The 24,481-nt window shown below is 68.4% G+C and carries 27 protein-coding genes; 16 read left to right on the top strand and 11 right to left on the bottom strand.

Going from position 1 to position 24,481, the window contains the following annotated elements; genetic code table 11:
• Positions 1–5: 5 nt before the first annotated feature.
• The 4 genes from I8E28_RS14290 to I8E28_RS14275 all read right to left on the bottom strand — a co-directional run bounded on the left by I8E28_RS14290 (position 6) and on the right by I8E28_RS14275 (position 4,598).
• Entirely contained in the window at positions 6–911 is a 906-nt protein-coding gene (locus tag I8E28_RS14290) for a tripartite tricarboxylate transporter substrate binding protein (protein ID WP_200788711.1), read from the bottom strand.
• Positions 912–1,024: 113 nt separating this feature from the next.
• Entirely contained in the window at positions 1,025–2,005 is a 981-nt protein-coding gene (locus I8E28_RS14285; RefSeq protein WP_239027246.1) for a Bug family tripartite tricarboxylate transporter substrate binding protein, read from the bottom strand.
• A 26-nt stretch (positions 2,006–2,031) separates the two neighbouring features.
• Positions 2,032–2,817, bottom strand: a complete 786-nt coding sequence (locus I8E28_RS14280) for an SDR family oxidoreductase (RefSeq protein WP_200788710.1) — start codon at positions 2,815–2,817, stop codon at positions 2,032–2,034.
• Entirely contained in the window at positions 2,814–4,598 is a 1,785-nt protein-coding gene (locus tag I8E28_RS14275; RefSeq protein WP_200788709.1) for an acetolactate synthase catalytic subunit, read from the bottom strand. Before I8E28_RS14275 ends, I8E28_RS14280 begins: the two co-directional genes overlap by 4 nt.
• A gap of 104 nt (positions 4,599–4,702) precedes the next feature.
• On the opposite strand from I8E28_RS14275, the gene I8E28_RS14270 reads away from it, so the two are divergent.
• Positions 4,703–5,605: a LysR family transcriptional regulator gene (locus I8E28_RS14270; RefSeq protein ID WP_239027245.1), complete on the top strand. Its 903-nt coding sequence runs from the start codon at positions 4,703–4,705 to the stop codon at positions 5,603–5,605.
• A gap of 6 nt (positions 5,606–5,611) precedes the next feature.
• Here the strand turns inward: I8E28_RS14270 and I8E28_RS14265 are convergent, their stop codons facing one another.
• Positions 5,612–6,652: a PxKF domain-containing protein gene (locus tag I8E28_RS14265; RefSeq protein ID WP_200788707.1), complete on the bottom strand. Its 1,041-nt coding sequence runs from the start codon at positions 6,650–6,652 to the stop codon at positions 5,612–5,614.
• A 316-nt stretch (positions 6,653–6,968) separates the two neighbouring features.
• Between I8E28_RS14265 and I8E28_RS14260 the strand changes: the two genes are divergently transcribed.
• The 7 genes from I8E28_RS14260 (at position 6,969) to I8E28_RS14230 (ending at position 14,485) form a co-directional block, all read left to right on the top strand.
• Positions 6,969–8,477 (top strand): UbiA family prenyltransferase, encoded by a 1,509-nt coding sequence (locus I8E28_RS14260; RefSeq protein ID WP_200788706.1) that lies wholly within the window; start codon positions 6,969–6,971, stop codon positions 8,475–8,477.
• An 8-nt stretch (positions 8,478–8,485) separates the two neighbouring features.
• Entirely contained in the window at positions 8,486–8,887 is a 402-nt protein-coding gene (locus I8E28_RS14255) for a GtrA family protein (protein ID WP_338050786.1), read from the top strand.
• Positions 8,884–10,173, top strand: coding sequence for an FAD-binding protein (locus tag I8E28_RS14250; RefSeq protein WP_200788705.1), 1,290 nt, complete (start codon positions 8,884–8,886; stop codon positions 10,171–10,173). Before I8E28_RS14255 ends, I8E28_RS14250 begins: the two co-directional genes overlap by 4 nt.
• Positions 10,170–10,907 carry an SDR family oxidoreductase gene (locus tag I8E28_RS14245; protein ID WP_200788704.1) on the top strand — a complete coding sequence of 246 codons (738 nt, stop codon included), beginning with the start codon at positions 10,170–10,172 and terminating at the stop codon, positions 10,905–10,907. The genes I8E28_RS14250 and I8E28_RS14245 overlap by 4 nt, the downstream gene beginning before the upstream one ends.
• Positions 10,904–12,490, top strand: coding sequence for a hypothetical protein (locus I8E28_RS14240; RefSeq protein WP_200788703.1), 1,587 nt, complete (start codon positions 10,904–10,906; stop codon positions 12,488–12,490). The genes I8E28_RS14245 and I8E28_RS14240 overlap by 4 nt, the downstream gene beginning before the upstream one ends.
• A gap of 515 nt (positions 12,491–13,005) precedes the next feature.
• Positions 13,006–13,362: a SpoIIAA family protein gene (locus I8E28_RS14235; RefSeq protein ID WP_200788702.1), complete on the top strand. Its 357-nt coding sequence runs from the start codon at positions 13,006–13,008 to the stop codon at positions 13,360–13,362.
• Between the two features lie 181 nt (positions 13,363–13,543).
• On the top strand, positions 13,544–14,485 hold the full coding sequence (locus I8E28_RS14230; protein ID WP_200788701.1) for a Tim44 domain-containing protein: 942 nt from the start codon (positions 13,544–13,546) through the stop codon (positions 14,483–14,485).
• A 43-nt stretch (positions 14,486–14,528) separates the two neighbouring features.
• Here I8E28_RS14230 and I8E28_RS14225 read toward each other — a convergent pair whose 3' ends face one another.
• Positions 14,529–15,425 carry a LysR substrate-binding domain-containing protein gene (locus I8E28_RS14225; protein WP_200788700.1) on the bottom strand — a complete coding sequence of 299 codons (897 nt, stop codon included), beginning with the start codon at positions 15,423–15,425 and terminating at the stop codon, positions 14,529–14,531.
• Between the two features lie 223 nt (positions 15,426–15,648).
• Here I8E28_RS14225 and I8E28_RS14220 point away from each other — a divergent pair, with 223 nt between their 5' ends.
• Positions 15,649–16,230, top strand: coding sequence for a nucleotidyltransferase family protein (locus I8E28_RS14220; protein WP_200788699.1), 582 nt, complete (start codon positions 15,649–15,651; stop codon positions 16,228–16,230).
• Positions 16,231–16,274: 44 nt separating this feature from the next.
• Positions 16,275–16,499, top strand: a complete 225-nt coding sequence (locus tag I8E28_RS14215) for a DUF3820 family protein (protein ID WP_200788698.1) — start codon at positions 16,275–16,277, stop codon at positions 16,497–16,499.
• A 12-nt stretch (positions 16,500–16,511) separates the two neighbouring features.
• Here I8E28_RS14215 and I8E28_RS14210 read toward each other — a convergent pair whose 3' ends face one another.
• Positions 16,512–16,784, bottom strand: coding sequence for an SWIB/MDM2 domain-containing protein (locus tag I8E28_RS14210; RefSeq protein ID WP_200788697.1), 273 nt, complete (start codon positions 16,782–16,784; stop codon positions 16,512–16,514).
• 173 nt (positions 16,785–16,957) lie between these two features.
• Between I8E28_RS14210 and I8E28_RS14205 the strand changes: the two genes are divergently transcribed.
• The gene (locus tag I8E28_RS14205) at positions 16,958–17,416 is read left to right on the top strand and encodes a protein-tyrosine phosphatase family protein (RefSeq protein WP_200788696.1); all 459 of its coding nucleotides are present in this window, start codon (positions 16,958–16,960) and stop codon (positions 17,414–17,416) included.
• A 61-nt stretch (positions 17,417–17,477) separates the two neighbouring features.
• Here I8E28_RS14205 and I8E28_RS14200 read toward each other — a convergent pair whose 3' ends face one another.
• A complete protein-coding gene (locus tag I8E28_RS14200) occupies positions 17,478–18,851 on the bottom strand; it encodes an NAD-dependent succinate-semialdehyde dehydrogenase (protein WP_200788695.1) in 1,374 nt (457 codons plus the stop codon).
• Between the two features lie 174 nt (positions 18,852–19,025).
• Between I8E28_RS14200 and I8E28_RS14195 the strand changes: the two genes are divergently transcribed.
• The 3 genes from I8E28_RS14195 to I8E28_RS14185 are packed head-to-tail and all read left to right on the top strand — an operon-like array spanning position 19,026 to position 20,844.
• On the top strand, positions 19,026–19,919 hold the full coding sequence (locus I8E28_RS14195; RefSeq protein WP_200788694.1) for a reductase: 894 nt from the start codon (positions 19,026–19,028) through the stop codon (positions 19,917–19,919).
• Positions 19,920–19,978: 59 nt separating this feature from the next.
• Positions 19,979–20,236: a hypothetical protein gene (locus I8E28_RS14190; RefSeq protein WP_200788693.1), complete on the top strand. Its 258-nt coding sequence runs from the start codon at positions 19,979–19,981 to the stop codon at positions 20,234–20,236.
• Positions 20,237–20,241: 5 nt separating this feature from the next.
• Positions 20,242–20,844 (top strand): DUF938 domain-containing protein, encoded by a 603-nt coding sequence (locus I8E28_RS14185; protein WP_200788692.1) that lies wholly within the window; start codon positions 20,242–20,244, stop codon positions 20,842–20,844.
• Between the two features lie 5 nt (positions 20,845–20,849).
• Here the strand turns inward: I8E28_RS14185 and I8E28_RS14180 are convergent, their stop codons facing one another.
• Positions 20,850–21,137, bottom strand: a complete 288-nt coding sequence (locus tag I8E28_RS14180; protein WP_200788691.1) for a hypothetical protein — start codon at positions 21,135–21,137, stop codon at positions 20,850–20,852.
• Between the two features lie 179 nt (positions 21,138–21,316).
• Here I8E28_RS14180 and I8E28_RS14175 point away from each other — a divergent pair, with 179 nt between their 5' ends.
• Positions 21,317–21,754, top strand: a complete 438-nt coding sequence (locus tag I8E28_RS14175; protein WP_200788690.1) for a PACE efflux transporter — start codon at positions 21,317–21,319, stop codon at positions 21,752–21,754.
• Positions 21,755–21,758: 4 nt separating this feature from the next.
• Here I8E28_RS14175 and I8E28_RS14170 read toward each other — a convergent pair whose 3' ends face one another.
• The gene (locus I8E28_RS14170) at positions 21,759–22,625 is read right to left on the bottom strand and encodes a hypothetical protein (protein ID WP_200788689.1); all 867 of its coding nucleotides are present in this window, start codon (positions 22,623–22,625) and stop codon (positions 21,759–21,761) included.
• Between the two features lie 17 nt (positions 22,626–22,642).
• The gene (locus tag I8E28_RS14165; RefSeq protein WP_200788688.1) at positions 22,643–23,809 is read right to left on the bottom strand and encodes a lipid A deacylase LpxR family protein; all 1,167 of its coding nucleotides are present in this window, start codon (positions 23,807–23,809) and stop codon (positions 22,643–22,645) included.
• 119 nt (positions 23,810–23,928) lie between these two features.
• On the opposite strand from I8E28_RS14165, the gene I8E28_RS14160 reads away from it, so the two are divergent.
• The gene (locus I8E28_RS14160; RefSeq protein WP_200788687.1) at positions 23,929–24,435 is read left to right on the top strand and encodes a M15 family metallopeptidase; all 507 of its coding nucleotides are present in this window, start codon (positions 23,929–23,931) and stop codon (positions 24,433–24,435) included.
• Positions 24,436–24,481: the final 46 nt, after the last annotated feature.

The raw sequence follows: 24,481 nt of genomic DNA, 5'->3' as shown, positions 1-24,481 counted from the left end.
CCATGTCAGTTCGCGGCCTTGGCCATACCGGCGTCGCGCAGCGCCTTCGCCATGTCGCGGTAACCGGCCTCGAGGAAGGCGCGGTAGCTGCGTGCATCCATCGCTAGCGGATCGACGCCGAACTGCTTGACGCGCTGCTGGTACGCGGGCGACTGCACCGCCTTCAGGGCCGCCTGCTCCAGGGTGCGAAGCACTTCGGGCGGCAGTCCACGCGGCGCGGCGATGCCGGTCCACGAATCGATCTCCACGTTGTAGCCAGCTTCCTTCATGGTCGGCGTGTCGGGCAGTTCGCTCCAGCGTACCGGGCTCACCGAGGCCAGCAGTCGCATCTGCCCGGATTGCACGAAGGGCATGATGTCGCTGGGCGTCTGCACCACGGCATCCACGTGCGAGCCGAGCACGGCGTTCACGGAATCGGGGCCGGACTTCATCGGCACGAACGTGAAGCTGCCCCCGGTGAGGGTTCCCAACTTCAGCAAGGCCAGGTTGTTCGGAGCCCCGGTGGCGGTGAACGACACGCCCTTGCCGGACTTCGCCGCGTCCACCAGGTCCTTCACGGTGCGATAGGGCGAGTCGGCCCGCACGGCGACGCCGTAGCGGTAGCGCCCGATGCCGGCAACGACGTCGAAGTCATCGAGCTTGTACGCCACGTCCATCATGTGCGGCGCGATCGCGGCCGGAGCGAACGACAGGATGCCGAACGAGTAGCCGTCGGCGGGGCGCCGGGCGAAAAAGGCCGGGCCGAGCGTTCCCTGCGCGCCAGGCTTGTTCTGCACGATGACGGGCTGGCCGATGGCCTTCTCCATTTCGCCGGCCAGTGCGCGCGCCACCAGGTCGGTGGCGCTGCCAGGCCCGTAGTTGACGTACATGGTCAGCTCGTGCGTCGGCCAGGCGTCGGCGGCGGATGCCATGGGGCCGACGCAGAGGGCTGCCACGGCAACGCAGCCATGACGCAGGAAGGTTCGGACGTTCAAGGGTTGTCTCCCGTTGTTGTGATTCGTGATCCAGGTCGCTGCCGCCGTGCTCACTCCGGCACGTACTTGATCGTCTTCACGACGTCGGCCCACTTCGCGATCTCGGCGGCCTGGTAGCGCGCCAGCGAGTCCGGCGTGCCACCCACCGGGTCGAGGCCCGCCTTCTCGAACGTGGTCAGCAGCTTGGCGTTCTTCAGGCCCGCGTTCACGGCGTCGTTCAGTTGCTTGACGATCGCCGGCGGTGTGCCCGCGGGCGCGTAGAGCGCGATCCAGGAGAGCGACTCGAAGTTCGGCACGGCGGTCTCGGCCACCGTGGGGACGTCGGGTGCCAGCGCGGTGCGCTTGGTGCTCGTGACGGCCAGCGCACGTACCTTGCCGGCCGCGGCCAGCGGCGCCGCGGACGGGACGTTGTCGAACATCAGCTGGACGTGGCCGCCCATGAGATCGTTCAGCGCGGGAGCGCTGCCCTTGTAGACGACGTGCGTCAGCGACGTGCCCGTCTGCAGCGCGAACAGCTCGGTGGTCAGGTGCACGGAGCCGCCATTGCCGGTGCTGGCGTAGTTGACCTTGCCCGGGTTCGCCTTCACGTACTTCACCAGCTCGGGCAGCGTCTTCGCCGGCACCGAGGGATTCACGATGATCATCAGCGGCGCCGTCGCGAGCAGGGCCACCGGCGCGAAGTCGGTGTCGGGCTTGTAGCGAAGTTCCTTGAAGGTGCTCGGGTTGGTGCCGTTGGTGGCGCTCGTTCCGATGAACAGCGTGTAGCCATCGGCGGTCGCGCGCGCCGCTTCGGAGGCGCCGATCGTGCCGCCGGCACCCGCGCGGTTGTCCACCACGACCGGCTGGCGCAGCGTCTCGGACAGCCGCTCCGCGATCGAGCGGCCGACGATATCGGTGATGCCGCCCGGCGGGTAGGGGACGATGATCTTCAGCGGGCGCTCGGGCCAGCTCGCGGCAGCAGCCGGGAAGGCTGCGGTGGCGCAAGCGGCCATGGCGGCCGCCAGGACGGCGCGGCGGGGAAGGGACTTCATGTGGAATGGCTCCTGGTGGATGAATGTCAGAGGCCGCGTCCGCCGGACACGACCAGGCTTTCGCCGGTGATGAAGCTGGCCCGGTCCGACAGGAGGAACAGCGCCGCTTCGGCGATGTCCTCCGGCAGTCCGAGCCGGCGCAGGGGCGTGCTCTCGCGGATCGCTTCGTTGAACGATCCGCCCGCGACGGCGGCCATGCCGGTCTCGATGCGGCCGGGCGCGATGCAGTTGATGCGGATCCCGAACTCGGCCACCTCGCCCGCAGCCTGCCGGGTCAGCCCGATCACGGCATTCTTCGCCGTCGCGTAGGCCGCGCCGGCGATGGACGAGTAGCGCAGGCCGGCCAGCGACCCGATATTGACCACGGCGCCGCGCCGGCGTTCCATCATGCCCGGCAGCACCGCGCGCAGCGCGAGGAAGTAGCCGTTGAGATTCACGTCGACGACCTGGCGCCACTCCTGCGGCGACGTCTCCCACAGCATGCGTTTGCGGCCGTCGGGCTTCTTGGGCGAGATGCCGGCGTTGTTGACCAGCAGGTCGAACGCGCCGAAGCCGGCTGCAGCGGAGCCGATCGCGTCGACGACGGCATCGTGGCCCGTGTCGTGCACGACGACGGCGGCACGGCGGCCGAGCGCGCGAACGGCGGCGGCGGTTTCCTCAGCCGCTGAAGCGCCGACGTCGAGCACGCAGACGTCCGCGCCGCGCTCGGCCAGTCCGAGCGCAATGGCGCGACCGATGCCGCCGCCTCCGCCGGTGACGAGCGCATGGCGCCCAGCGAAGTCCTTCGGAGCAACGGATGCAGGCGTGCTCATGCTTGCAGCGGCTTGAACTGCGACTCGAACGCCGTGATCGGCGGGAACGCCGCCGGGTCGGTCTTGATGTCGATCACGAACGGCACCTTGCTTTGCGCGGAAGCCTCCAACGCCTTGCGCAACTCGGCCGCGGTGGCGACCCTGCGTCCGTCGCAACCGCAGGCGCGCGCGATCGCCACGTAGTCGATGTCACCGAAGTGGCACACGTCGGTGTGCGTGCCGAAGCGGCTTTCTTCCGCGTTGATCTGGAAGCCGAGCACGCCGTTGTTCAACACCGCGATCGTCACCGGGACGGCGTGGCGGCGCGCCGTTTCGAGTTCGGCCCAGCAGTGGGCGAAGCCGCCGTCGCCCGTCAGGCAGATCACGCGCGACTGCGGCCTGGCGATCTTGGCGCCGATCGCCATCGGCACGCCCCAGCCCAGGCCCGCAATGCCGCGCGGCGTGACGAAGCGCGTGCCCGGCCGGCTGCTGCGCAGGTACTGCACCAGCCAGATCGACGAGTAGCTCGCGTCCGCCACCCACGTGACGTCGCCTTCGCAGCGGGCCAGCTCGGCCATGATGCGCTCGGGCCGCATCGGCGTGGCGTCGCTGCGCGAGTAGGGCGCCAGTTCCTCCAGGTGATCCTGGCGCGCCTGTTCCACCATCGGTGCGAATTCGGCGATGCGCTCGCGGGTGACCGCGTCGCAGCGTCCTTCGAGCAATCCGCAAAGTGCCTCGAGCGTTGCGGCAGCATCACCGGCGAACCGCATCCCCGCATAGTTGCGCCCCAGCTCCTGGCTGTCGATGTCGATCTGCGCGAAGGTCGCCCCCTTGGGGAACAGCGACCACGACGCGGTGCCGTTTTCGTTGGTGCGCGTGCCGACGAACAGCACGAAGTCCGCGCTTTCCACGTAAGGCTGCAGGAACTTGGCGGGGCTGCGCGTTCCCATCGTGTTGCCGATGACGCCCAATGCGAGCGGGTGCGTCTCGTCGACGGCGCCCTTGCCCATGTTGGTGCTGGCCATCGGCAGGCCGGCGAGTGCCTGCAGGCGCGCCAGCGCCTCGGCGGCACCCGAGAGGTGCACGCCGCCGCCGGCCACCACCAGCGGTCGCTTGGCCGCGAGCAGCGCGTCGGCCAGCTTCTGCAGGCGGGCCTGCACGGGGACCGTGCGGTCCAGCGGGAAACGGCCGAGCGGCTCGTCGCTGTCCTGCGTGATGGGCGCCGCCTTTTCGCAGGTCTGCGTCAGCACGTCGGGCGACACCAGCAGCACGACGGGGCCGGGCCGTCCCGACGTCGCGATCCGGATGGCCCGCTCCACGTATTCGGCGGCGCGTTCGGCCACGTCGATGCGGCGCACCCACTTGGCGCAGGCGCCGAACAGCGCGTGGTGGTCCAGTTCCTGGAACGCGTTCTTGTCGGCGTTGCTGCGGGGCACTTCCTGCACGATGGCCAGGATCGGCACCGAGGCCTTGGTCGCCTCGGCGAAGCCTGCGACCAGCAGCGCGGCGGCCGGGCCGTTCTGCGCGGTGATGACGGAAATCTGGCGGCTCACGCGCGCGGCGCCGTCGGCCATCGCGGCACCGGCGTTCTCGGTGCGGTAGCCGATCTGCCGGATGCCCACCGCCTCGGCGGCGAGGAACAGGGCCGTCGGGCAGCTCTGGCCGAAGATCTCGCGCACGCCGGCGGCCTTCAGCACGTCGGCCATGGCGTTCGCGACGCGGTAGCCGGAGAGGTTCTGGCGCACCCAGCTGCCTGCACCGGCGCTCTGGGGGCTCGCGGCTGCACCGCTCGTGGACTGCATATAAGTTTCTTGGATAGGGTCGGTTCGAGGAGTGGAGTCGATGCTAAGGAGGAGGGCGGGCGCCGGTCCAATACCAATTCTGGAACGAGCCATAAAATCACTTGATGCCCACGTTGAAGCAACTCGAGGCCTTCGTGGCGATCGCCCGCACCGGCAGCTTCTCGGCGGCGGCGCGCATCGTGCACGTGTCGCAGCCCGCGCTGACGGCCGTCATCAAGAACCTGGAACAGCAGCTGGGGGTGTCGCTGTTCGAGCGCACCGCGCGCGGCGTCACGATGACGACGGCCGGTCGCGAACTGCTGCCGACCGTCGACCGGCTGCTGACCGAGTTGAACGAGACCTTGGCCAACGTGCTGAGCGGCACCGCACCGCGTGGCGGGACCGTCACGTTGGCATGCATCCCGTCGGCGGGGAGCCAGTTCCTGCCGCCACTGATTGCCGGCTTCAACCTGGAGCATCCGACGGTGCGCATCGACCTGCGCGACGCGATGACGGAGAACCGCGAAATCGTCCGCATGGTGCGCGCGGGGGACATCGACTGCGGCGTCGCCAGCGCGATGCCGGATGCGGCCGAGCTGCAGTTCCGGCACCTGTACGACGACGAGCTCGTCGCGATCGTGCCCGCCGCCTACGGTGACGACAGCCTCACCCGGCTCACGTGGAAGGACTTCAGCGCCTTGCCGCTCGTGGGCATGGCGACCAACAGCTACGTGCGGCTGCTGGTGGACCAGACGTTCGCGGCCATCGGCGTGTCGAAGCGGCCGGTGGCCCAGGTCAGCCTGATCACGACCGCCATCGGCATGGCGCGTGCCGGCATCGGTGCCACCGTGTTGCCACTGCGCGCTGCGCGCGCGTGCGACCTGTCAGCTGTCAAGACGTTGGCGCTCGTGGAGCCGACGGTGCGCCGACCGATCGGGTTCCTCTACCGCTCGATGGCCGAACTGTCGCCGGCCGCGAAGCTGTTCCTGAGGTACGTGCTCCAGCACCCGCCGGCGCCGGTGGGCTAGGCGCCGCTACCGAAACTGGAACCTCGCCCGCTGCGTGCTCCCGTCCTTGAAACGCAGCACGAGCTGCCGGCAGGAATTCGCCCAACTCGCTTCGGTCTGCCACAAGTACGTGTACTGCGTGGTGCGCGGGTCGTAGCGAAGCGCCGACTGTCCGGGGCTTGCAGCGGATTCGACGGCAGGGACTGGTGTCGCCGCTGCGTCGCAGTCGGTGGCCACGGACGACGGCGCGGCGCTGAAGATGTCGAGCCCCTTGTCGGCGCCGAAGCTGAACTTCACGGGAAGCGCCGCGCCGGCCTGCAACCGGTTGATCGCCGGCCACGCTTTGACGGGCGGCAGGAAGCCGCTGAACGTCCACGCGGCTGTCGGCACCACGTAGGTCTTGAACCGCATCCGGTAGCCGAACAAGTCGCTCTGTGATCCCTGGTAGGTCATCAGGACCAGCCAGTTGTCGGGCGTGGGGTCCCTGTTGCCGTTGAAATCCCCGAACCAGTTCTCGCCGGCAGATGCAGGCACAGCGTTGGCCAGCGCGATGCTGTACTCCTCGCCCGCGGTGAGGTCGACGTTCGAGCCGCTGAGGTCGAACGTCACTTCGGCTTGCGCGTTGCCAGCCAGGTCGCCGGCGCCCGGACATTGCGCAGAACCCCACAGGGGGCTGGTCGCCCGCGGCACTTGCGCCGTGGCGATGACAGGGGCCAGGAATGCGGCCGTGCGCCGGACCTGGAGGACGGTGCTGCCCGACGTGCCCGACACGCACAGATTCAAGGAGACTCGCGCCAGCCGCCCGCTGGCGATGGCCTTGACGGGCTGCAGGATGGAGGGGGGATTGAGCGGGTCGTTGAGATACGTCGACAAGTAGCCGTAGGGCGCGGTCGCGGGCCAGTGGGCCGCGTCGAGCGTCGCATCGGCGGCCAGCACCTGGGCTCGTGCGACGGTGAACGTCGCCGCCGGCTGGCTTTCAGCCGGACCGCCGTCGCCGCCTCCACACGACACCAAGGCGGCGCACGCGGCCACCGCCAGACAGTCCCGTCGCATGCTGAACTTCCACATACCGACCTCCTGCTCGATGGGAGGTCCATGCTGGCGCAAGCTGCGCTTCGGCGCCCGGTAGATCCGTCCTGTCCTGCAGGGGCGAAGTGCCCTGCGCCGGTGGGATGCGCGTGCGATCGGCCGCGTACGGCTGAGGCAGCAGGACGGCACGGCAGGACACCAGTACAAGTCCGGGACCTTCATCCTATGGACCTGCTCGGGGGCGCCCCTAGCATGGCTCGATGCTTCCCGAGCGCTCCGTGTTCAATCGACGTCGTGCCGACCTGGCCCTTGGTGCCCGGCAGCGCGTCGCGACCCCGATCCCTGCGGCGGTCCCATGAAGGCCGACTTCCAGGAGCTGGATGCGACCGCCGGGCAGGCCGCCTACGGGCCGGGGCTCGCAACGGTGCTGGTCGTGGACCTGGACGGGACCCTGACGTTCACGGACACCCTGCATGAGCTCGCGATCGGCCTGCTGAAAGACAAGCCGCTGCTCGTGTTCGCATTGCCGCTGTGGCTGGCGATGGGCAAGGCCGCGCTGAAGGCGAGGCTGGCCGCCACGACGTCCATCGACGCGTCGACCCTGCCGTACAACGACCAGCTGCTCGCGTGGCTGAAGACGGAGAGGGCCAGCGGCCGCAGCATCGCCCTGTGCACGGCCGCGGATCGCCGCGTCGCGCAGCAGGTCGCCGACCACCTGCAGGTGTTCGACGAAGTCATTGCCAGCGACGGTTCCGTCAACGTCACCGGCAAGGCCAAGCGCGCGGCGCTCGAGGCCAAGTTCGGCTCCCACGGGTACGACTACGCCGGCAATGCGTCCGCCGACGTTGCGGTGTGGGCCGGTGCGAGGCGCGCCATCCTGGCCAATGCGCGTCCGTCCGTTGCCGCGCAGGCGGCGAAGGTGGCCGACGTCGCCAAGCAGTTTCCGCGCGAGCGCGCCGACCTGCGCCAGTGGGTCAAGCTCATTCGCGCGCACCAGTGGCTCAAGAACCTGCTGCTGTTCGTGCCGCTGCTGGCCGCGCACCAGCTGGGCGACCTGGCCACGGTCGGGACGCTGGCCCTGGCGTTCGTGGCCTTCAGCCTGTGCGCCTCCGCGGTCTACGTGACCAACGACCTGCTCGATCTCGAGAGCGACCGCCGGCATCCGAGGAAGCGGCACCGTCCGCTGGCCTCCGGCGCCGTGCCCATCGCGCAGGGGGCGGCCCTCGTCCCGGTGCTGCTCGCACTGTCCGTGCTGGTCGGTGCGTTCGTCGGCGCCGATTTTCTCGGGTGGCTGGGCCTGTACTTCGTCGTGACCACCCTGTACTCGCTGCACCTCAAGCGCATTCCGCTGGTCGACTGCCTCACTTTGGCGGCGCTCTACACGCTGCGGGTCATCGCCGGCGGCGAGGCGGCGGAGATCGAGTTGTCGTTCTGGCTGCTGGCCTTCTGCGTGTTCATCTTCCTGTCGCTTGCCTTCGTCAAGCGGTACGCCGAACTGCAGGTCGAAGCGCAGGCGCACGGCAAGCGGGCGCACGGGCGTGGCTACGAGGTGGCCGACGCCAACCTGCTGCAGACGCTGGGCATCGCAGCGGGCTACGCGTCGGTCATGGTGCTCGCGCTCTACCTGAACAGCGATACCGTCGCCGCGATGTACGAGCACCCGCGCGTCATCTGGCTGGCGATCCCGCTGATGCTGCTCTGGGTGAGCCGCGCGTGGATGAAGGCGCACCGGGCCGAGATGCACGACGATCCGGTGGTGTTCGCCATCAAGGACCGGGGCAGCCTGGCCATCGTGGCCATGATCGCCCTGGCTTTCGTGCTGGCCGCGGGAACGGCGGACTGGGTATGGCAGGGCGTGCGCTGAGCATCGCCGTGCTTTACACGTTGTTCGCGGCGATCTCCACTGCGATCAACCTCGGTGCCCAGATGGCCAGCATGTGGATCTACGGCGGCCCCCGCGCGGTGGAAGTGTCGATCCTAGTGGGAACCGCCGCGGGCCTGCCGCTGCGCTACGTGCTGGAGAAGCGCTTCATCTTCGATTTCAGCAGCCGCAGCCTCGTGCACGACGGCCAGCTGTTCACGCTCTACAGCTTCATGGGCGTGTTCACCACGCTGATCTTCTGGAGCGTGGAGTACGCCTTCCATCTGGCCTTCGGCAGTGCCTCGATGCGCTATGCCGGTGCCGTCGTCGGCCTGGGGATCGGGTTCTACGTGAAGTACCAGCTGGACAAGCGCTACGTCTTCGTGAGCGCGCCGGCCGCGAGGTTCCCATGATGATCAGCGGCTGGGGCGGCTATCCGGTCCAGGACGCCCGCGTCCTGCAACCGCTGGCGCTCAGCGGCTTCCGCGAGTGCCTGGAGGAGCCCTTCATCGCCCGCGGCATGGGCCGCAGCTACGGCGACAGCGCCACCGCCGCGACGGTCGCGCAGACCGGCCACGTCGACCGCTTCATCGCATTCGACGAAGGCACGGGCCTGCTCACCGGCGAAGCGGGCCTCACGTTGCGGGACATCCTGCGGCGGGTCGTGCCCAGGGGATGGTTCCTGCCGGTGACGCCCGGCACCAGCTACGTCACGCTGGCAGGCGCGGTCGCGAGCGACGTGCATGGCAAGAACCATCACGTGGCCGGCACGTTCGGCCAGCACGTGGTGGGCCTCACCTTGATGCTCGGCACCGGCGAGGTCGTGACGGCGTCGCCCAGCGAGCACGCGGACCTGTTCCATGCCACTTGCGGCGGGATGGGCCTGACGGGCGTGATCCTCACGGTCACCGTCCGGCTGATCCCGATCCGGTCCGCGCAGATCCGCCAGTCGACCCTCAAGGCGACGTGCCTCGAACACGCTTGCGAACTGCTCGACGCGCACGCCGGCTCGACCTACAGCGTGGCCTGGATCGATTGCCTCGCCAGCGGCAAGAGCCTGGGCCGGAGCGTGCTGGCGCTGGGCGAGCATGCCGAGGAGGGCGGGCTGGCGTTCCAGCTGCCGGAGCCCGCCGACGTGCCCTTCCACGCGCCGTCGCAGGTCCTGAACAAGGTGACGATGCGCGCGTTCAATGCGGTGCATTACGGCAGCGCGCGCCCGGGCATGGCCAGCGTTCCCTTCTTCCCGTTCTTCTATCCGCTCGACGCCGTCGGGCAGTGGAACAGGCTGTACGGCCGGCGCGGCTTCGTGCAGTACCAGTTCGCGCTGCCGCGTGCGGGCGGGCTGGCCGTCATGCGGCGCGTGCTCGAAGAGATCGCCGGCAGCGGCCGTGCGTCCTTCCTGGCGGTGCTGAAGCAACTGGGTCCGCAGAACGACAACCTCCTGTCGTTCCCGATCGAGGGCTACACCCTGGCCCTGGACTTTCAGCTGACCGCGACGACCGTCGCCTTCCTGCGCGGCCTGGACGACCTGGTCACCGCCGCGGGCGGACGCATCTACCTGGCCAAGGACGCCGTCATGGCGGAATCCACGTTCAAGGCCGGCTATCCGCGCTGGCGACAGTTCGAAGCGGTGCGGGAGAAGTACGGCGCGATCGGCCGGTTCCGTTCCGCGCAATCACGAAGGTTGGGCTTGCAATGAAGCGGATCCTCGTCATCGGCGCGACCTCGGCGATCGCCGAGCAGTGCGCGCGGCTGTGGGCCGAGCGGGGCGACGCGCTGCTGCTGGTCGGGCGCAACGAGGAGCGGCTCGCGGCCATGGCCGGCGACCTCGACGTGCGCGGCGCGTCCAAGGTCGCGACGGTCGTGCTCGACCTCAACGACTTCGGCAAGCACCAGGCCGTGCTGGACGAGGCGGATCGCGTGCTCGGCGGCACCGACGTGGTGCTCATCGCGCACGGCACCTTGTCCGACCAGAAGGCTTGCGAGCGCGACGTGGACCTGACGATGGCCGAGATCCGGACCAACGCGCTGTCCACCATTGCGCTGCTGACGCTGGTGGCCAATCGGCTGGAAGCGCAGCGCAGCGGGACCATCGCGGTCATCTCGTCGGTGGCCGGAGACCGGGGCCGGGCGAGCAACTACGTGTACGGGTCGGCGAAGGCGATGCTGACGGCGTTCGCGTCCGGCCTGCGGCAACGGCTGCACAAGTCGAACGTGGCGGTCGTGACGCTGAAGCCCGGACTGGTGGACACGCCCATGACCGCGGGCTTCAAGAAGGGCCCGCTGTGGGCCCGGCCGTCCGCGGTGGCGAAGAAGATCGTGAAGGCCGTCGACTCCGCCAACGGCGAGGTCTACCTGCCGGGATTCTGGCGCACGGTGATGCTGGTCATCCGGTCGATCCCCTCGCCATGCTTCGTGAGGTTGAAGATATGAACACCATCGTCATGCCTCGGCCGGCCAGCATGCCGGTCCTGGTGTCCAGGGCCTTGACCGCCACGCTGGCGCTGCTGTTCCTGCTCGCCTACCTGTACACGATCCCGGCCGAAGACGCGGTCATCCTGTACGACTACGCGAAAAATCTCGCCAGCCGGGGGATCATCACCTACAGCGTCCACGCGATGCCGATCGAAGGTGCCACGGACTTCCTGTGGATGGTGGTCATCGCCGGCTTGAAGGCGATGGGGGTGGACGAGTTCGCGTCCGCGATGGTCCTGAACGCCGTCGGGGTCCTGCTGGTGCTGCACGCCTTCCGCGAGCCGAAGGAGCGCATCCTGGTCGGCGTCGCGCTGCTGCTCACGCCTTACCTGTACGCGAGCCTCAACGGCTTCAGCGCGATCTTCTTTTCCGCCTGGTACGTGCTCGTCCTGCGCTGGACGCTGACCGGGAGCCGCTACGTCTACCTGTCGGTCCTGGTCCTGTGCCTCATCCGGCCCGATGGCGTCGTGTGGGGTGCGGGCTGCCTGCTCTATCGCGCCATCACGGGGTCGGGGGAGCGGCGCCTGGGCGACGAGATCCGGAATGCGCTGCTGTGCCTGGTCCTGCCGGGCGTGCTCTATTTCGCGTGGCGCTGGTGGTACTTCGGTGAATTCCTGCCCTTGCCCTTCCTCGTCAAGGCCGCGGCGCCGCGCGACCTGCTGCTCTTCTATTCCGATTCGGTCCGCGACGTCCTGATGGTGCTGCTGCCCGGCGCGCTTGCCATCCTCCTGTCCAGTCGCCGCAAGCGACTCGCCGTCGAATTCCTGGCGCTGTTCATCCTGCCCGCCGCCTTCTATTCGGCGATGCGGCTCGAGCAGAACATCGGCAACCGGTTCCTGGCGCCCATGTTCGCCGGCATCGCCTTCGTGCTGGCGCAAAGCGACACGGAGCGGCGTGCCTTCCTGGCGTTCCTGGCGCTCGCGATCGTCGCGCAGTTCAAGTTGACCGTCGTCACGTTCGCGGAGCTGGCCTCGTCGCGGCAGGAGAACATCTACGGCGTGTCGAAGGACCTGGGCGGATTGCAGGGACGCATGCTGGTCACCGAGGCCGGCCGGCTGGCCTACTACAGCAACTGGTTCGCCGAGGACAGCTGGGGACTCGACACGCCGCGGTATGCGCATGCCCTGATCACGCCGCAGGACGTCTCGCAGGGCCACTACGACCTGATCGTGGCGCATTGCGAACTGGCGATGCTGCGCCCCGGCACCGACCTGGCGCACGATCGCTCGCGGACGTGGCACAACCAGTGCCGGAGCATGGCGGCGGCCATTCGCGAGGGTCCCTTCGACGTCTACCTGGTGCCGTTCTACGACGGGATCACGATGCGCGAGCGCGTGAAGCTGTGGATGAAGAGGGATGCCGCGACCGCACCTTGCCTGCGGCACGACATTTATGCCGTTTCGAAGCATTACGCGCAGGCCGGACGGCTGGAAAGCATCCTCGCGAGGTACGGCGCCCGCAAATACGATCCTCGCCTCGAGGTGCAAGAGGACATGGTGTGCGGAGGGGCGGGGCAGTCCGCCGGTGGTCCGTCGCTCTGATGGCAGGGAATCCCGCCTGCGGGCTCCTGGGAACTGGCTGCAGTCGTCCGTGAGGAGAGCGACGGCCGCTCAAGGGGGCGCAGCGCCTCCATCACCGCGCGACGCAGCCGCAGCTGGCCCCAGCTGCCCCGCAGTCGACTGGCCCTCTTCACGATGCACCGGCGCGCGGACGTTCCGGGCGCGGGCGCGCTGCGCGCTGATGAGGGCGGTTGCCGCGGCCCGTGCGCTCTTGGGATTGCAGACATGCGCGACCAGTTCGGCGTGGCCGATCAGCAATTCGACGTAGCCGTGCGTGAAGGATGAACGGAACGAGCACAGAGCGCGCAGCCGTTGGATCTGATCCCCCAACCGCGCGAGCACCGGGAACTGGGAGGCAGCGCTGGACGCAGCAAGTTCATCGAGCGCTTCCAGGTACGCGTCGATGGCAGCATCAAGTTCTTGGGAGAGGGCAGCCCTGGAGGACGCCCCGGAATCGGACCAGTGGGAACCATCGACCGAACATCTACACTGGTTCCATGCTCCTCAGCTTCAATGTGCACGAGAACGCGGCGTTTCTGCACTGCGAGACGGCGGGAAAGGCGACTCTGCAGGACATGTTGGCGAGTGTGGATTTCATCAAGTCCCTTGCGGCCGGTCGGCGCCATAGGCGGGTGCTCATGGACATGCGGGCAGTCGAACACGATCTTCCGTTCACGGAGCATCTGCAGCTGGGGAGCTATCTCGTGGATCACCTTTCCGACATCGAGCGGTTGGCCTCCGTGGTCCGTCCCGGCCGGCTTGTCGGCGTCGCTGCCAAGGTTGCCCAAAAGCTCGGCGTCGAGGTGCGCACGTTCGACGACCAGGCCGAAGCGGAACGCTGGCTGACGTCGTGAGTTGCTGACTGCCTGGACGCAGGGGGCTGCAAGCGCAGCGTCGAGGATGCGCGCCACCACGCCGAGTCGATGCGCCGCCGAGGTTCGGTTTTTCCTGAGTGATCTGCAGTCACTGTCTGCTTTTTCTTGGCGTCCTAAGCGGTTATTTTCGTTCCCTGACCCATTCCCGAAGGAGTTCACCATGAGGAAGTCCCTGGCCATGATGGCCGTCGTGCTCGCCGTCGGCCTGACCGCCGGGCTGGACGCGGAAGCGCGCCGCCTGGGCGGTGGCAAGTCCGCCGGCATGCAGCGGCAGAACACGACTGCGCCCGCCCACAACACGCCTCCGCCCGCCACCCCGGCGCAGCAGGCACCCGCGGCTGGTGCCGCCGCGACCGCGCCGGCGGCCGCGGCCACCGCCGCGCCCAAGCGCAGCTGGATGGGCCCCGTCGCAGGCCTGGCCGCCGGCCTGGGCCTGGCCGCGCTGGCATCGCACTTCGGCTTCGGCGAAGCGCTGGCCAACATGATGACCATCGCCCTGCTGGTGATGGCGGTACTGTTCGTCATCGGCTTCGTGATGCGCAAGCGCGCGGCCGCGCAGGGCGGCGGGCTCGCCGGTGCTGGCGGTGTCGGCCCGCTCGGCGGCGCGGCGCGCTCCGGCGAGCAAGGGCAGGGCATGTTCCGCAGCGCGAACACGGGGCGCACCGGCTCGCTGATCGGGTCCGGCATCGGCGCGGGCGTGGCCTCGACGGCAACGTCCACGGGCACGCTCCCGGCCGGCTTCGACAAGGCGGGCTTCGAGCGCACGGCGCGTGACCAGTTCATGGCGCTGCAGGCCGCCAACGACGCGCGCGACCTCGACCGGCTGCGCGACTACCTGAGCCCGGAGATGTTCGACGCGGTGCGCGCCGAGATCGCCGAGCGCGGCGACGCGACGCAGAAGACCGAGGTGTTCGGCCTGGAAGCGCAGGTGCTGGACGTGGTCGAAGAAGGCGACCGCTACGTCGCCAGCGTGCTGTTCACGGGCAGCGTCCGCGAGCAGTTCGGCGCCGAGACCGAAGACTTGCGCGAGGTGTGGCACCTGGCCAAGCCCAAGGCCGGCTTCGGCGGCTGGGTCATCGCCGGCATCCAGCAGGCGCAGTGATCGCCACCGGCACAGCCCGGTAGCGACTGGTCGCCAGGCCGCCTCAATGGGGCGCCTGGCGCGCGGCCTCCACCAGCTGCTGCACCAGCGGGTGGTGGATGCGGCGCTCGGCCGAGATCAGGTGGAAGTGCTCCTGCACCTCCGGCGTCTCGCCCAGCAGCCGCACCCGCTTGTCCTGCAGCAATTCCTCGTGCGACCAGCGCGAGGCCGGGAACGCGCCCATGCCGCTGCGGCCGAACGCCGCCAGCAGCGCGCTGTCCTCGAATTCCCCCGTGATGCGCGGGCGCAGGCCGTGGCGCTCGAACCACTGGTCCAGCGACGCGCGCACGGCCGCATGGTGCGTGGGCAGCAGCACCGGCAAATCGTCCAGGCACTCCGGGAATGGACGCTTGGAGCGCCGCACCATGTCCGCCGGCGCGAACCACGCCATCGGCGCATCGCCCAGCTTGTGCCCGTACAGGCGCAGGTTCGGGTTGAGCGGCACCGGCCGGTCCGACAGCACGGCGTCCAGCTTGTGCAGCGCCAGGTCGGCCAGCAGCCGGTCGAACTCGTCGTCGTGGCACAGCAGCCGCACGCGCGGATCCTGCAGCGCCGGCTGCAGCAGGTGGCGCACCACCAGCTTGGGCAGGCCGTCCGAGATGCCCACCGCCAGCCGCATGCCGCCGCCGCTGACCGCATCGCTCACCGCCGCGGGCAGCTGCTCGCCCAGCTGGAAGATCTGGTCGGCGTGCGCCATGGCAGCCATCCCCGCCTCGGTGAGGGCCAGGCCGCGGCCGGACGGCTTGAGCAGCGAATGGCCCAGCCATTGCTCGAGCAGCCGCACCTGCGCGCTGACGGTCTGCACCGCCATGTCCAGCCGCGCGGCGGCGCGGGCCATGCCGCCTTCCTTGGCGACGACCCAGAAGTAATAGAGGTGGCGGTAGTTCAATGGCGTGGTCACGGGGCGAGTGTGCCCCGGGTCGGCCCGCCCCGAGTCGCCACCATCGCTAGCACACCATGCACTCCGCGCTGCCCACAGCGGACGGGGAGAAGGTTGTGAACAAGCATGTGGACACCCCGCGCAGCCCGCGCCAGTGCTGGATTTGCCGAGGGTGCCACTCTGTTGGGCAGTCGCTTGCGGTCGGCTGACGGTGTGCATTTTTCCTGTCGCCTATGCTGGCGTGATGCCCATTCCAGCGCCCGACGATGCCCGGTTCCTCGAGGACATCCTGGCCAATCGCTGCAACCGGGCGATCCTGGACGCCTGGGAGGCACTCGAGCTCGAGGACGGATGGCTGGTGGCGGGCTGCCTGTTCCAGACCATCTGGAACCTGCGGGACGGCCGCGCGCCCGGGCACGGCATCAAGGACTACGACATCTTCTACTTCGACGCCGCCGACCTCTCGGTCGCGGGCGAAGCGCGCGTGCAGCAGCGCGTCGATCGCGTGCTTGGACCATTGGGCGTTCCGGTCGAAGTCAAGAACCAGGCGCGCGTGCACCTCTGGTACGAGGAGCACTTCGGCTATCCGTACCCGCAGCTGGCCAGTGCGAAGGAGGGGATCGACAGGTTCCTCATTCCGTCGACTTGCGTGGGTGTGCGCTGGCTCGGGGGGCGGCATGAGCTCTACGTCCCCAACGGGCTGTCGATCCTCTACGCCGGCGTGCTCACGCCCAATCCGCTCACCTGCCATCTGCCGCTGTTCCGGGAGAAGGCGGCTTCGTACAAGAGTCGGTGGGAGTGGCTGCAGGTGTGCGAGGAGGCCTGAGGTCCGGTTCCGGAATGCTGCCCCGGCCCGACGACAATCGATGCATGGCCGACCCGCTGGAACTCCTCGTGAAGACCGAGATGCCGTACGGGAAGTACAAGGGCACCCTGGTCGCCGACCTGCCGGGCAACTACCTGAACTGGTTCGCCCGTGAAGGTTTCCCCCCGGGGCAGCTGGGTCGACTGCTCGCGTTGATGCACGAGATCGACCACAACGGGCTCAAGCACTTCCTCGAGCCCCTCCGCGCCGGCGGCGCTGCGCCGCGGTAGGGGCGCGCGCGTTCAGGCCGCGTGCAGGTGCTTGCCCACCAGGCCGGTCATCTCGAACATGGTGACCTCGCTCTTGCCCATCACCGCCTTGAGCTTGTCGTCGCAGAGGATGTTCCGCTTGTTCGCCGGGTTCTGCAGGTTGTGGGCCTTGATGTACTCCCACAGGCGCTTCGTGGCTTCGGTGCGGGGCACGGGCTCGGGGCCGATCACTGCGGCCAGCTCGGGGCTCGGTTTCAGCGCCTTCATGAAGGCAGAGTTCTTCTTGGGCTCGTCGGCTTGGGTCATGTGATCTCTTTCCTGGGTCGAAGCCGGGCAGCATACAACGTGGTCCGGTGGGCAGCAGCCTCAGCCGAGTTGCCTCAGGAAGAAGGCCCGCACGCTGGCGTTTCCAAACGTCGACCCACCGGAGCATCATCTGGACCGGGGCATCCGGCCCCGCCACTCCGAAAGGCACCGCCATGGCCGATTTCCGATTGCCCGCCGACCTGAAGTTCAACCGGGCCCGCATCGACGACCCGATCGCCTATGCGAAGGAGCAAGGCGTCCGGTCCTGGCTCTACATCGTCGGCGACGAGTTCGCGTCGATGCCGGGCGGCATGTCGTACGCGCAGGTGCAGCAGGCGGTCGACCACAGCGCCCGGGTGGTGAGCGATCCGCCGCGGGTGCTCGACCTGAACCTCGCGCGCCAGCACGTTGCGGCCCTCGATGAATTGCCGCGGCCCACGCTGGTCACTTGCCGCGCCGGCCCGAGGTCCTCGGCCGTGGCCTACATGTATGCGGGGCTGAAGGCGGGCGCGACGCCCGACGACGTCATCCGTGCGGCCGAACTCGACGCAGCACCTTTCTGCGCGTTCGAGGACTACAAGGCGTGGGTCCGCTCGTCGATGCAGGCGTTGTCGGGGCAGGCCAACGCATGAATGTCGAGGCGGCCGCCTCACGTCCGCGGCGTTCCTGGTCCCTGCGGCCGGTTTCGCTGCCTCACGCGCGATTCACCACCACGCTCTTCACGTTCACGAACTCGCGGATCCCGAACGCGGACAGCTCGCGGCCGTAACCGCTTTGCTTGACGCCACCGAAGGGCAGCCGGGAGTCGGACCGCACCGGCTCGTTGACGAACGCGCAGCCGCACTCGAGCGCCGCCGCGACGCGTTCGCCGCGCGCGAGGTCGCGGGTGATCACGCCGCCGCCGAGGCCGAACATCGAATCGTTGGCGACCTCGATGGCGTGCGCTTCGTCGCGCACGGCGATGACGGCCGCGACGGGGCCGAACACTTCCTCGTCGTACGCCGGCATGCCCTTGCGCACGTCGGCCAGCACGGTGGGCGGATAGAACGCACCGGGTCCTGGCGGAATGCTGCCGCCCAGCAGGCAACGCGCGCCGCGCTCGATGCTGGCGGTGACCTGCCGGTGCATCTCCTCGCGCAAATCGCGGCGCGCCATCGGGCCGATCTCGGTCGCCGGGTCGAGCGGGTCACCCTGGCGCACGGCCTGCATCTTCGCGACGAAGCGCTTCTCGAACTCGGCGCGGATCGCCTCGACGACCAGGAATCGCTTGCCCGCGATGCAACTCTGGCCGCCGTTGACCAGGCGCGCCTTCGCGCAGACCGTGACCGCGACGTCCAGGTCGGCGTCCTCGAGCACGATGTACGCGTCGCTGCCGCCCAGTTCCAGCACGCATTTCTTCAGCACCTGGCCCGCCTTGCTGGCCACCGCACGGCCCGCCTCGCTGCTGCCCGTGAGCGTGACGGCGCGCACCAGCGGATGCTCGATCACGGCGTCGACGTGCTTGCTGCCGATCAACAGCGTGCGGAACAGGTGCTGGGGCGCGCCGGCCTCGCGCAGGATGCGCTCCAGCGCAATCGCGCAGCCGCACACGTTGGACGCGTGCTTCAGCACGATCGCATTGCCCGCCATCAGCGCTGGCGCAAAGGCGCGCACGGCCTGCCAGAACGGGAAGTTCCACGGCATCACGGCCAGCACGACCCCCAGCGGCTGGAAGAGGACGAAGCTGTCGTGCTTGTCGTCGGTGCGGACCGACTCGCGCTCGAGCATGGCGGCGCCGTTTTCCGCGAACCAGTCGCAGCAGTCGGCGCACTTCTGCGCTTCCGCCACGCCATCGCGCAGCGGCTTGCCCATCTCGGCCGCCATCAGCCGCGCCCACTCGTCGGCCCTCGAGCGCAGCAGGTGCGCCGCCGCGCGCAGCACCTTGGCGCGCTGGTCGAAGGAGGTCGTCCGCCATTGCAGGTGGGCTGCGTGCGTGGCGTCGACGATGCCGGCCACTTCAGCCGCAGACATCTCTTCGTACGTGGCGATGACGGCGTCGGTGGCGGGGTTGATGGATTGCAGAGGCATGGGCGCTCCGGTGGCAGGACGGGATGCGGTCGTTATAGCGAGATCGGGGTCGCGGCGGACCTCATCCGGTCGCTGAAGACGTTGTCATTGCGGGCTCGACCCGCAATCCGCACGAAGGCGCGCCAGCGGCGCACGGGCATGGATTCCGGCTCCCGCCGGAAAGACAATGGACACATGCACCCCGACGCCCCCATCGACTACATCCAGCGCACGCACGCGTGGTACCGGGCGCTCGGCTATGAGCAGGCCTACCGCTACGCGCACTTCGACGACGTCCCGTTCCACCCGCTGTCAAAGCCGCTGCGCGAATCGGTGTTGGCACTCGTCACCACCGCCGCGCCGTACCAGCCCGACAAGGGCCCGCAAGGCGCCGGCGCGCCGTACAACGCCGGCGCGAAATTCTTCGTGCCCTACACCGGCGACACCGCGCAGGACCACGACCTGCGCATCTCGCACGTCGCCATCGATCGCCGGCACGCCAACATGGAAGACGCGAACTGCTGGTTCCCGCTGCCGCTGATGCGGCGGTGGGCGGCCGAAGGGCGGTTCCGCCTGTCGCCCCGCTTCCACGGCATGCCGACCAACCGCAGCCAGCGCCACACGATGGAAGTGGACGTGCCGGTGCTGCTGCAGCGCTGCGAGGACGACGGCGTCGACGCCGCCGTGCTGGTGCCGAACTGCCCCGTGTGCCACCAGACGCTCAGCCTCGCAGCGCGCGCACTCGAAGCCGCCGGCATCGCGACGGTGGTCGTCGGTTGCGCCAAGGACATCGTCGAACATGTGGGCGTGCCCCGCTTCCTGTTCTCGGACTTCCCGCTCGGCAACGCCTGCGGCAAGCCGTGGGATGCGGCGTCGCAGGAGGCGACGCTGGACCTCGCGCTCGAGGTGCTCGAGACCGCGTCCCAGCCGAGAACGACGGTGCAATCGCCGCAACGCTGGAGCGACTCGGCCGACTGGAAGCTGGACTACTGCAACCCGGCGCGCGTGGCGCCGGAGGAACTGGCGCGCCGGCGCGCGGAGTTCGATGCCGGCAAGGCGGTGGCGAGGGCGGGGAAGCCGGTCGAATAACGCTTCCAGCCGCGCTGCCCACGACCCCGCTCGCCGCCAGTGCTGGGCACAATCCTTCGGTGTCCGCGTCCACCCCTTCGCGCGCTGCCGAGCGATCCACCGAGCAGCGCTTCCAGACGCTGTTCGACCAGGCGCCCTTCAGCGTCCAGCTGCAACTGGAAGCCAAGGGCGTAACGCAGCACCTGCGGCTCGCGTTCGCGGGTGAGGCGGTGCGGCTGCCGGCCATCCACTACGACGGCGGCCAGGCCGGCTTCGACCACTACCTCGTCAAGCCCGCCGACCTGGACGAACTCGCGCGGCTGGTGCAGCACGCGTAGGTGCGATGGCCATGCTCCCCCACAGCCCGGCGGCCGACCGCAACAAGGAGCCGATCCTCGCGCAGCTGCAGGCCATCCTGGGCGAACGCGGCACGATTCTGGAGATCGCGTCGGGCACCGGGCAGCACGCCGCCTGGTTCGCCGCTGGCCTGCCCGGCTGGACCTGGCAGCCGACCGACGCCGACCCGGAGATGCTGCCCGCCATCGCCGAGCGCGCCACGGAGGCCGGGTTGTCCAACGTGCTGCCGCCGCAAGCCCTGGATGTGACGCGCCCATGGCCCGCGTTCGCGCAGAAGTTCGATGCGATCTTCTGCGCCAACATGCTGCACATCGCGCCGTGGCAAGCCTGCATCGGCCTCATGGCGGGCGCCGCGCGCCACCTTGCGACGGGCGGGCTGCTGGTCACCTACGGTCCGTACTTCGAACGCGACGTCGCGCCGGCGCCGAGCAATCTCGCTTTCGACGCCAGCCTGCGAGAGCGCGATCCGGCCTGGGGCATTCGCGAACTCGATGAAGTCGTCGCCGAAGCCGCGCGCAACGGACTCGTGTTGGCGCAGCGGCAGGCGATGCCGGCCAACAACCTGCTGCTGGTGTTTCGGCTCGCGTAGCGCTGCTACACGTCCGCTGAACCGGAGCGCTGGACGGCGCTGCCCGCGACTCGCGTCGCCAGGTTGAAGCCGACGGCGGCGAACAGGGCGAAGAAGAAGCCGACAACGAACAGGAAGACGGCCGTGAGGACGGGCATGGCGATCCAGCCCCACCAAGCCGTCTCGGCATGCCCGGGCCGTGAGTCGAACTGCTTGAAGAACACCACGATGAGACCGAGCGGAACGCCGACGGCGGCTGCGACGAGGGCCGACTTGAGCGCGGCGCGCCACGGCCGGAGGTAGATGGTGCTCATGCGGAGAGTCTAGTCAACGGCCTGGATCGAGACACCGTCGAACGTTGCGCCGCAACCACCCAAGGAGCCGCGGGCTGCTTCCGCGCCTCGCCGCACCAGCGGCTGCAAGCCAGTAATCTCGTGCTGTCCACCCGCTTCCCCTGCGATGTGGCACTCGCCGCATCCACCGCCCATCCCCGATGTCCCCCACCACCCGCCGCGTCCTCCAGGCCGTTCTCTACGAAGCCATCGCCATCGCGGTCGTCGGCCCCGGGCTCAGCCTGGCGTTCGACGAGCCGCCGACGTCCACCTTCGGCCTGGCCGTCGTGCTGTCCACGATCGCGCTGACCTGGAACTACGTCTTCAACTGGCTGTTCGAGAAGTGGGAAGCGCGGCAAGCCGTGCGCGGGCGGTCGTTCGCCCGACGCCTTGCGCACGGGGCCGGCTTCGAAGGCGGACTGGCGGTGATCCTGGTGCCGGTGATGTCGCTGTGGCTCGGCATCACGCCGGCCGCCGCGTTCGCCGCCAACCTGGTGCTGCTCGCGTTCTTCTTCGTCTACGCCATCGTGTTCACGTGGGCGTTCGACCGCGTGTTCGGGTTGCCGGCGTCGGCGGCCGTGCGCGAACCAACCCGCTAGCCATTCACTGCGGCTGGTTGGCGAGGCAGAACTCGAGGGCGGTGGGGTATTTCTCCAGTGCGACCAGGTACTGGGTCTTCTTGTAGGCGAGCTCCGAGTCGGAGAAGTTGAGTTGCTTGGCCATCGCCTCCTTGTCTTTCGGATCGATCTTGGCCAAGGCGCCAATACGGCTCTGGACGTTCGCAGGCTTGTCGGTGGACGTCGTGAGCAGCGTCCTCGCTGCGGTAGAAGCTCTTGCCTCCGCGGCCCTGGACCGGTCCACGAGTGACTCCAACTGCTCCTTGGTGGGCGGTTCGAGCTTGATGGCCTGCAGCGATGTGGCGAGCTCCGCGCGCTGCTTCGCGATGAACGAACGCGTCTGCTCCGGGACGCGGTCGATCTTGTCGGCCATCGTCGCCAGTTCTGTGGGACTGAAGAGAACGTCCTCGCGGGCCACAGCCATGGGCGCGACGGCTCGTTCCGCGCATTCGAGACGGTCAGCCGCCTTCCTGAACGCCGTGAGTTGCAATTCAGGCTGGTAGTGGGAGGTGAACAGGCTGCTGCCTCCCACGGCGGCGGCGCCGACGTTGCGCACCTGGTGGGCGTGATGGAAGCCACCGGCAGTGCCGGCGAATGCCAGCAGTGTTCCGTAGAACAGAATCTCGCTGGTGGCCACTTTGGCCGCTTGCCGATCGCCGGCCGCACTTTCCAGCGCGGCACGCCAGCCGGAAATGAGGTGGGCGGAGCCGAGGACCGAGAGTGGCGCGAGATTCTTCCCGCTCCCTGTGTCGACCAACTTCGCTTCGTTGTACTTGGGTTCCACGGGGTACACGGAGCACCCGCCGCCGAGCAAGCTCGCCAATGCCAGTCCTGCGATGGACGCTTCCTTCATGGCTCATCCCTCCGAATCTAGAAATCGGTTCCCACCGTCAAGGCTCCGAAACGCTGCGAGGCGACAGGTGCCGGCGACTTGAACTCCGGCGTGCGACGCGTAGCCTTGAACTGGACGTACCACGGCCCGGTCCAGGCATTTCGGGTTTCGGGAAAGTCGAGACGTGCGCCGAGCGCCATGTCGGCAACCAGTCGCCGGGGTGTGACGTGCGGCCCGGACCTGAACAAGGGGCCGTCGAGGAAGATGTTCCTGGCCATCAGGCGAACTTCCACGGTGGCAAAGGCGGAGCACCTGAGCCAGGACACGATGCAACTGTCGTCGCCGGCTGGCCCCGCCCCCATCAGTGCGTTGTCAAGGCCGACGGGTGGAGCGGCGGTGACTTTCTTGTCCTTGATCACGTCGCCAGCTTCATCGCCGACTTTCGGCAGCCCCTTGCCGAAGCGCGCCGTGAGACCGGCTGCGCCGTAAGTCATGATGTTGCCGAGTGCGACGCGCCAGTGGCCGTCCACACGTCCCTGCAATCCGTTCGTGTCTGCAACGAACCCGCCCAGCGCGTGCTTGCGCTGAACGGACACGAGGAGCCCGAGTTCACCCGGAACCTGGTTCGACCAGCCTCGAGGGGGCTGCCCCGTGAATGTTCGGTGCACCCACTTCTGCGTCTGCTCGACGTGAGACGCCGGCCCGGTGACACCCACTTCACCTGTCAGCGTGGTGAGTGTCGATGCATCCGGCGATAGGTAGTTGTAGTCCGATGCCAGGTACAGCAGGCCGGCCCACGGGCGGTCCAAGGGCTGGGGCCTCGACACCGTGATCTGCCGCGGCGTGTACATCAATTGCCCGAAGCGGATCTGGCTGGAGCGGAAATCGTCCTTCGAGCAACCAGCTCCCTGGCAGAACGTGTCCAGGAGCCGCTTCGTCAGGTCTGCACGTTCGTCCACGCGGCTGCGAATTGTCAGTTGCACGCCGTCGGTGTAGTAGCGGTCCGTATTGAAGAAGAGGTCGTTCTCGAACGTGAATGAAGCCGCGTGGTCCTTCAAGTTGCCTGAGTCGGCCAGCACGTGCTGCGGCGTGACCATGCACAGCGCTGCTGCGAGCAGCGCGGTCCAGCATCGATGGATTCCGGCGAATGCACCCGTTCGCATGGAGTGCTCCAACGGCCCGATGTGGTGGGCCTCGCCGGGCATCCTGCAGAGGGTCGGTGCGGATTGTCTTAGGGCTAACCCCTCACACCAACCAAAAGGGGGAGGCGGTGTCCTGGCAGGCTTGACAGGATGGATCGCCCCATGACGTGAAGGAGAGCCGAATGCCCTCAGGCAACTATGTTCACCCGCTCATCGGCAGCACGGAATTCGAGACCCAGTCCCACGATTGGGTGCGCGGCGACGTCATCACGTTCACGAGTGGCTTCAACGTGACCGAAAGCATCGGCGTCGTCGTGGTGCCGCAACTCGTCGCGATCAAGCAGGCGCATCACGGCCGCATTCATTTCCACGTGCGTGCACACGCGCAGTTGCTCTCTGCCTTCGCGGATATAGAAAAGCGCGGGCTTCTGCACCTTGTCCAGAAGGTCAGCCGTGGCTTCCACCCGCGCTTGCGCAAGCCCACCGACGGGAGCATCAGCCACAAGCCTTCCAATCATGCTTTCGGCCTGGCAATCGACCTCAACTCCGACGATGGATCGAACGGAGGCTCCACGGCGCCACTGCATGGGATCTTCGAGGCACATGGGTTCGCGTGGGGGAACAACTTCCCCAGCCCCGATCCCATGCACTACGAGGTCGTGACGTTCCTGGATGAAGCAGCTGGCTGACGGCCGCGGTTCGGGGACGCTTTCAAGCGGCGCTGAGTGACGGCCG

Origin of the sequence: Ramlibacter algicola, from assembly GCF_016641735.1 — a bacterium.
Taxonomy (GTDB): domain Bacteria; phylum Pseudomonadota; class Gammaproteobacteria; order Burkholderiales; family Burkholderiaceae_C; genus Ramlibacter; species Ramlibacter algicola.
This window is presented reverse-complemented; position numbering and strand designations above follow the sequence as displayed.

Bases quoted from the DNA above. Each gene is read 5' to 3' on its own strand.
- I8E28_RS14270 (WP_239027245.1), top strand. From the start codon at position 4,703: ATGCCCACGTTGAAGCAACTCGAGGCCTTCGTGGCGATCGCCCGCACC.
- I8E28_RS14175 (WP_200788690.1), top strand. From the start codon at position 21,317: ATGTCCCCCACCACCCGCCGCGTCCTCCAGGCCGTTCTCTACGAAGCC.
- I8E28_RS14230 (WP_200788701.1), top strand. From the start codon at position 13,544: ATGAGGAAGTCCCTGGCCATGATGGCCGTCGTGCTCGCCGTCGGCCTG.
- I8E28_RS14185 (WP_200788692.1), top strand. From the start codon at position 20,242: ATGGCCATGCTCCCCCACAGCCCGGCGGCCGACCGCAACAAGGAGCCG.
- I8E28_RS14250 (WP_200788705.1), top strand. From the start codon at position 8,884: ATGATGATCAGCGGCTGGGGCGGCTATCCGGTCCAGGACGCCCGCGTC.
- I8E28_RS14210 (WP_200788697.1), bottom strand. From the start codon at position 16,784: ATGACCCAAGCCGACGAGCCCAAGAAGAACTCTGCCTTCATGAAGGCG.
- I8E28_RS14220 (WP_200788699.1), top strand. From the start codon at position 15,649: ATGCCCATTCCAGCGCCCGACGATGCCCGGTTCCTCGAGGACATCCTG.
- I8E28_RS14290 (WP_200788711.1), bottom strand. From the start codon at position 911: ATGGCATCCGCCGCCGACGCCTGGCCGACGCACGAGCTGACCATGTAC.
- I8E28_RS14280 (WP_200788710.1), bottom strand. From the start codon at position 2,817: ATGAGCACGCCTGCATCCGTTGCTCCGAAGGACTTCGCTGGGCGCCAT.
- I8E28_RS14180 (WP_200788691.1), bottom strand. From the start codon at position 21,137: ATGAGCACCATCTACCTCCGGCCGTGGCGCGCCGCGCTCAAGTCGGCC.
- I8E28_RS14160 (WP_200788687.1), top strand. From the start codon at position 23,929: ATGCCCTCAGGCAACTATGTTCACCCGCTCATCGGCAGCACGGAATTC.
- I8E28_RS14195 (WP_200788694.1), top strand. From the start codon at position 19,026: ATGCACCCCGACGCCCCCATCGACTACATCCAGCGCACGCACGCGTGG.
- I8E28_RS14265 (WP_200788707.1), bottom strand. From the start codon at position 6,652: ATGTGGAAGTTCAGCATGCGACGGGACTGTCTGGCGGTGGCCGCGTGC.
- I8E28_RS14240 (WP_200788703.1), top strand. From the start codon at position 10,904: ATGAACACCATCGTCATGCCTCGGCCGGCCAGCATGCCGGTCCTGGTG.
- I8E28_RS14285 (WP_239027246.1), bottom strand. From the start codon at position 2,005: ATGAAGTCCCTTCCCCGCCGCGCCGTCCTGGCGGCCGCCATGGCCGCT.
- I8E28_RS14165 (WP_200788688.1), bottom strand. From the start codon at position 23,809: ATGCCCGGCGAGGCCCACCACATCGGGCCGTTGGAGCACTCCATGCGA.
- I8E28_RS14205 (WP_200788696.1), top strand. From the start codon at position 16,958: ATGGCCGATTTCCGATTGCCCGCCGACCTGAAGTTCAACCGGGCCCGC.
- I8E28_RS14275 (WP_200788709.1), bottom strand. From the start codon at position 4,598: ATGCAGTCCACGAGCGGTGCAGCCGCGAGCCCCCAGAGCGCCGGTGCA.
- I8E28_RS14235 (WP_200788702.1), top strand. From the start codon at position 13,006: ATGCTCCTCAGCTTCAATGTGCACGAGAACGCGGCGTTTCTGCACTGC.
- I8E28_RS14200 (WP_200788695.1), bottom strand. From the start codon at position 18,851: ATGCCTCTGCAATCCATCAACCCCGCCACCGACGCCGTCATCGCCACG.
- I8E28_RS14215 (WP_200788698.1), top strand. From the start codon at position 16,275: ATGGCCGACCCGCTGGAACTCCTCGTGAAGACCGAGATGCCGTACGGG.
- I8E28_RS14170 (WP_200788689.1), bottom strand. From the start codon at position 22,625: ATGAAGGAAGCGTCCATCGCAGGACTGGCATTGGCGAGCTTGCTCGGC.
- I8E28_RS14260 (WP_200788706.1), top strand. From the start codon at position 6,969: ATGAAGGCCGACTTCCAGGAGCTGGATGCGACCGCCGGGCAGGCCGCC.
- I8E28_RS14245 (WP_200788704.1), top strand. From the start codon at position 10,170: ATGAAGCGGATCCTCGTCATCGGCGCGACCTCGGCGATCGCCGAGCAG.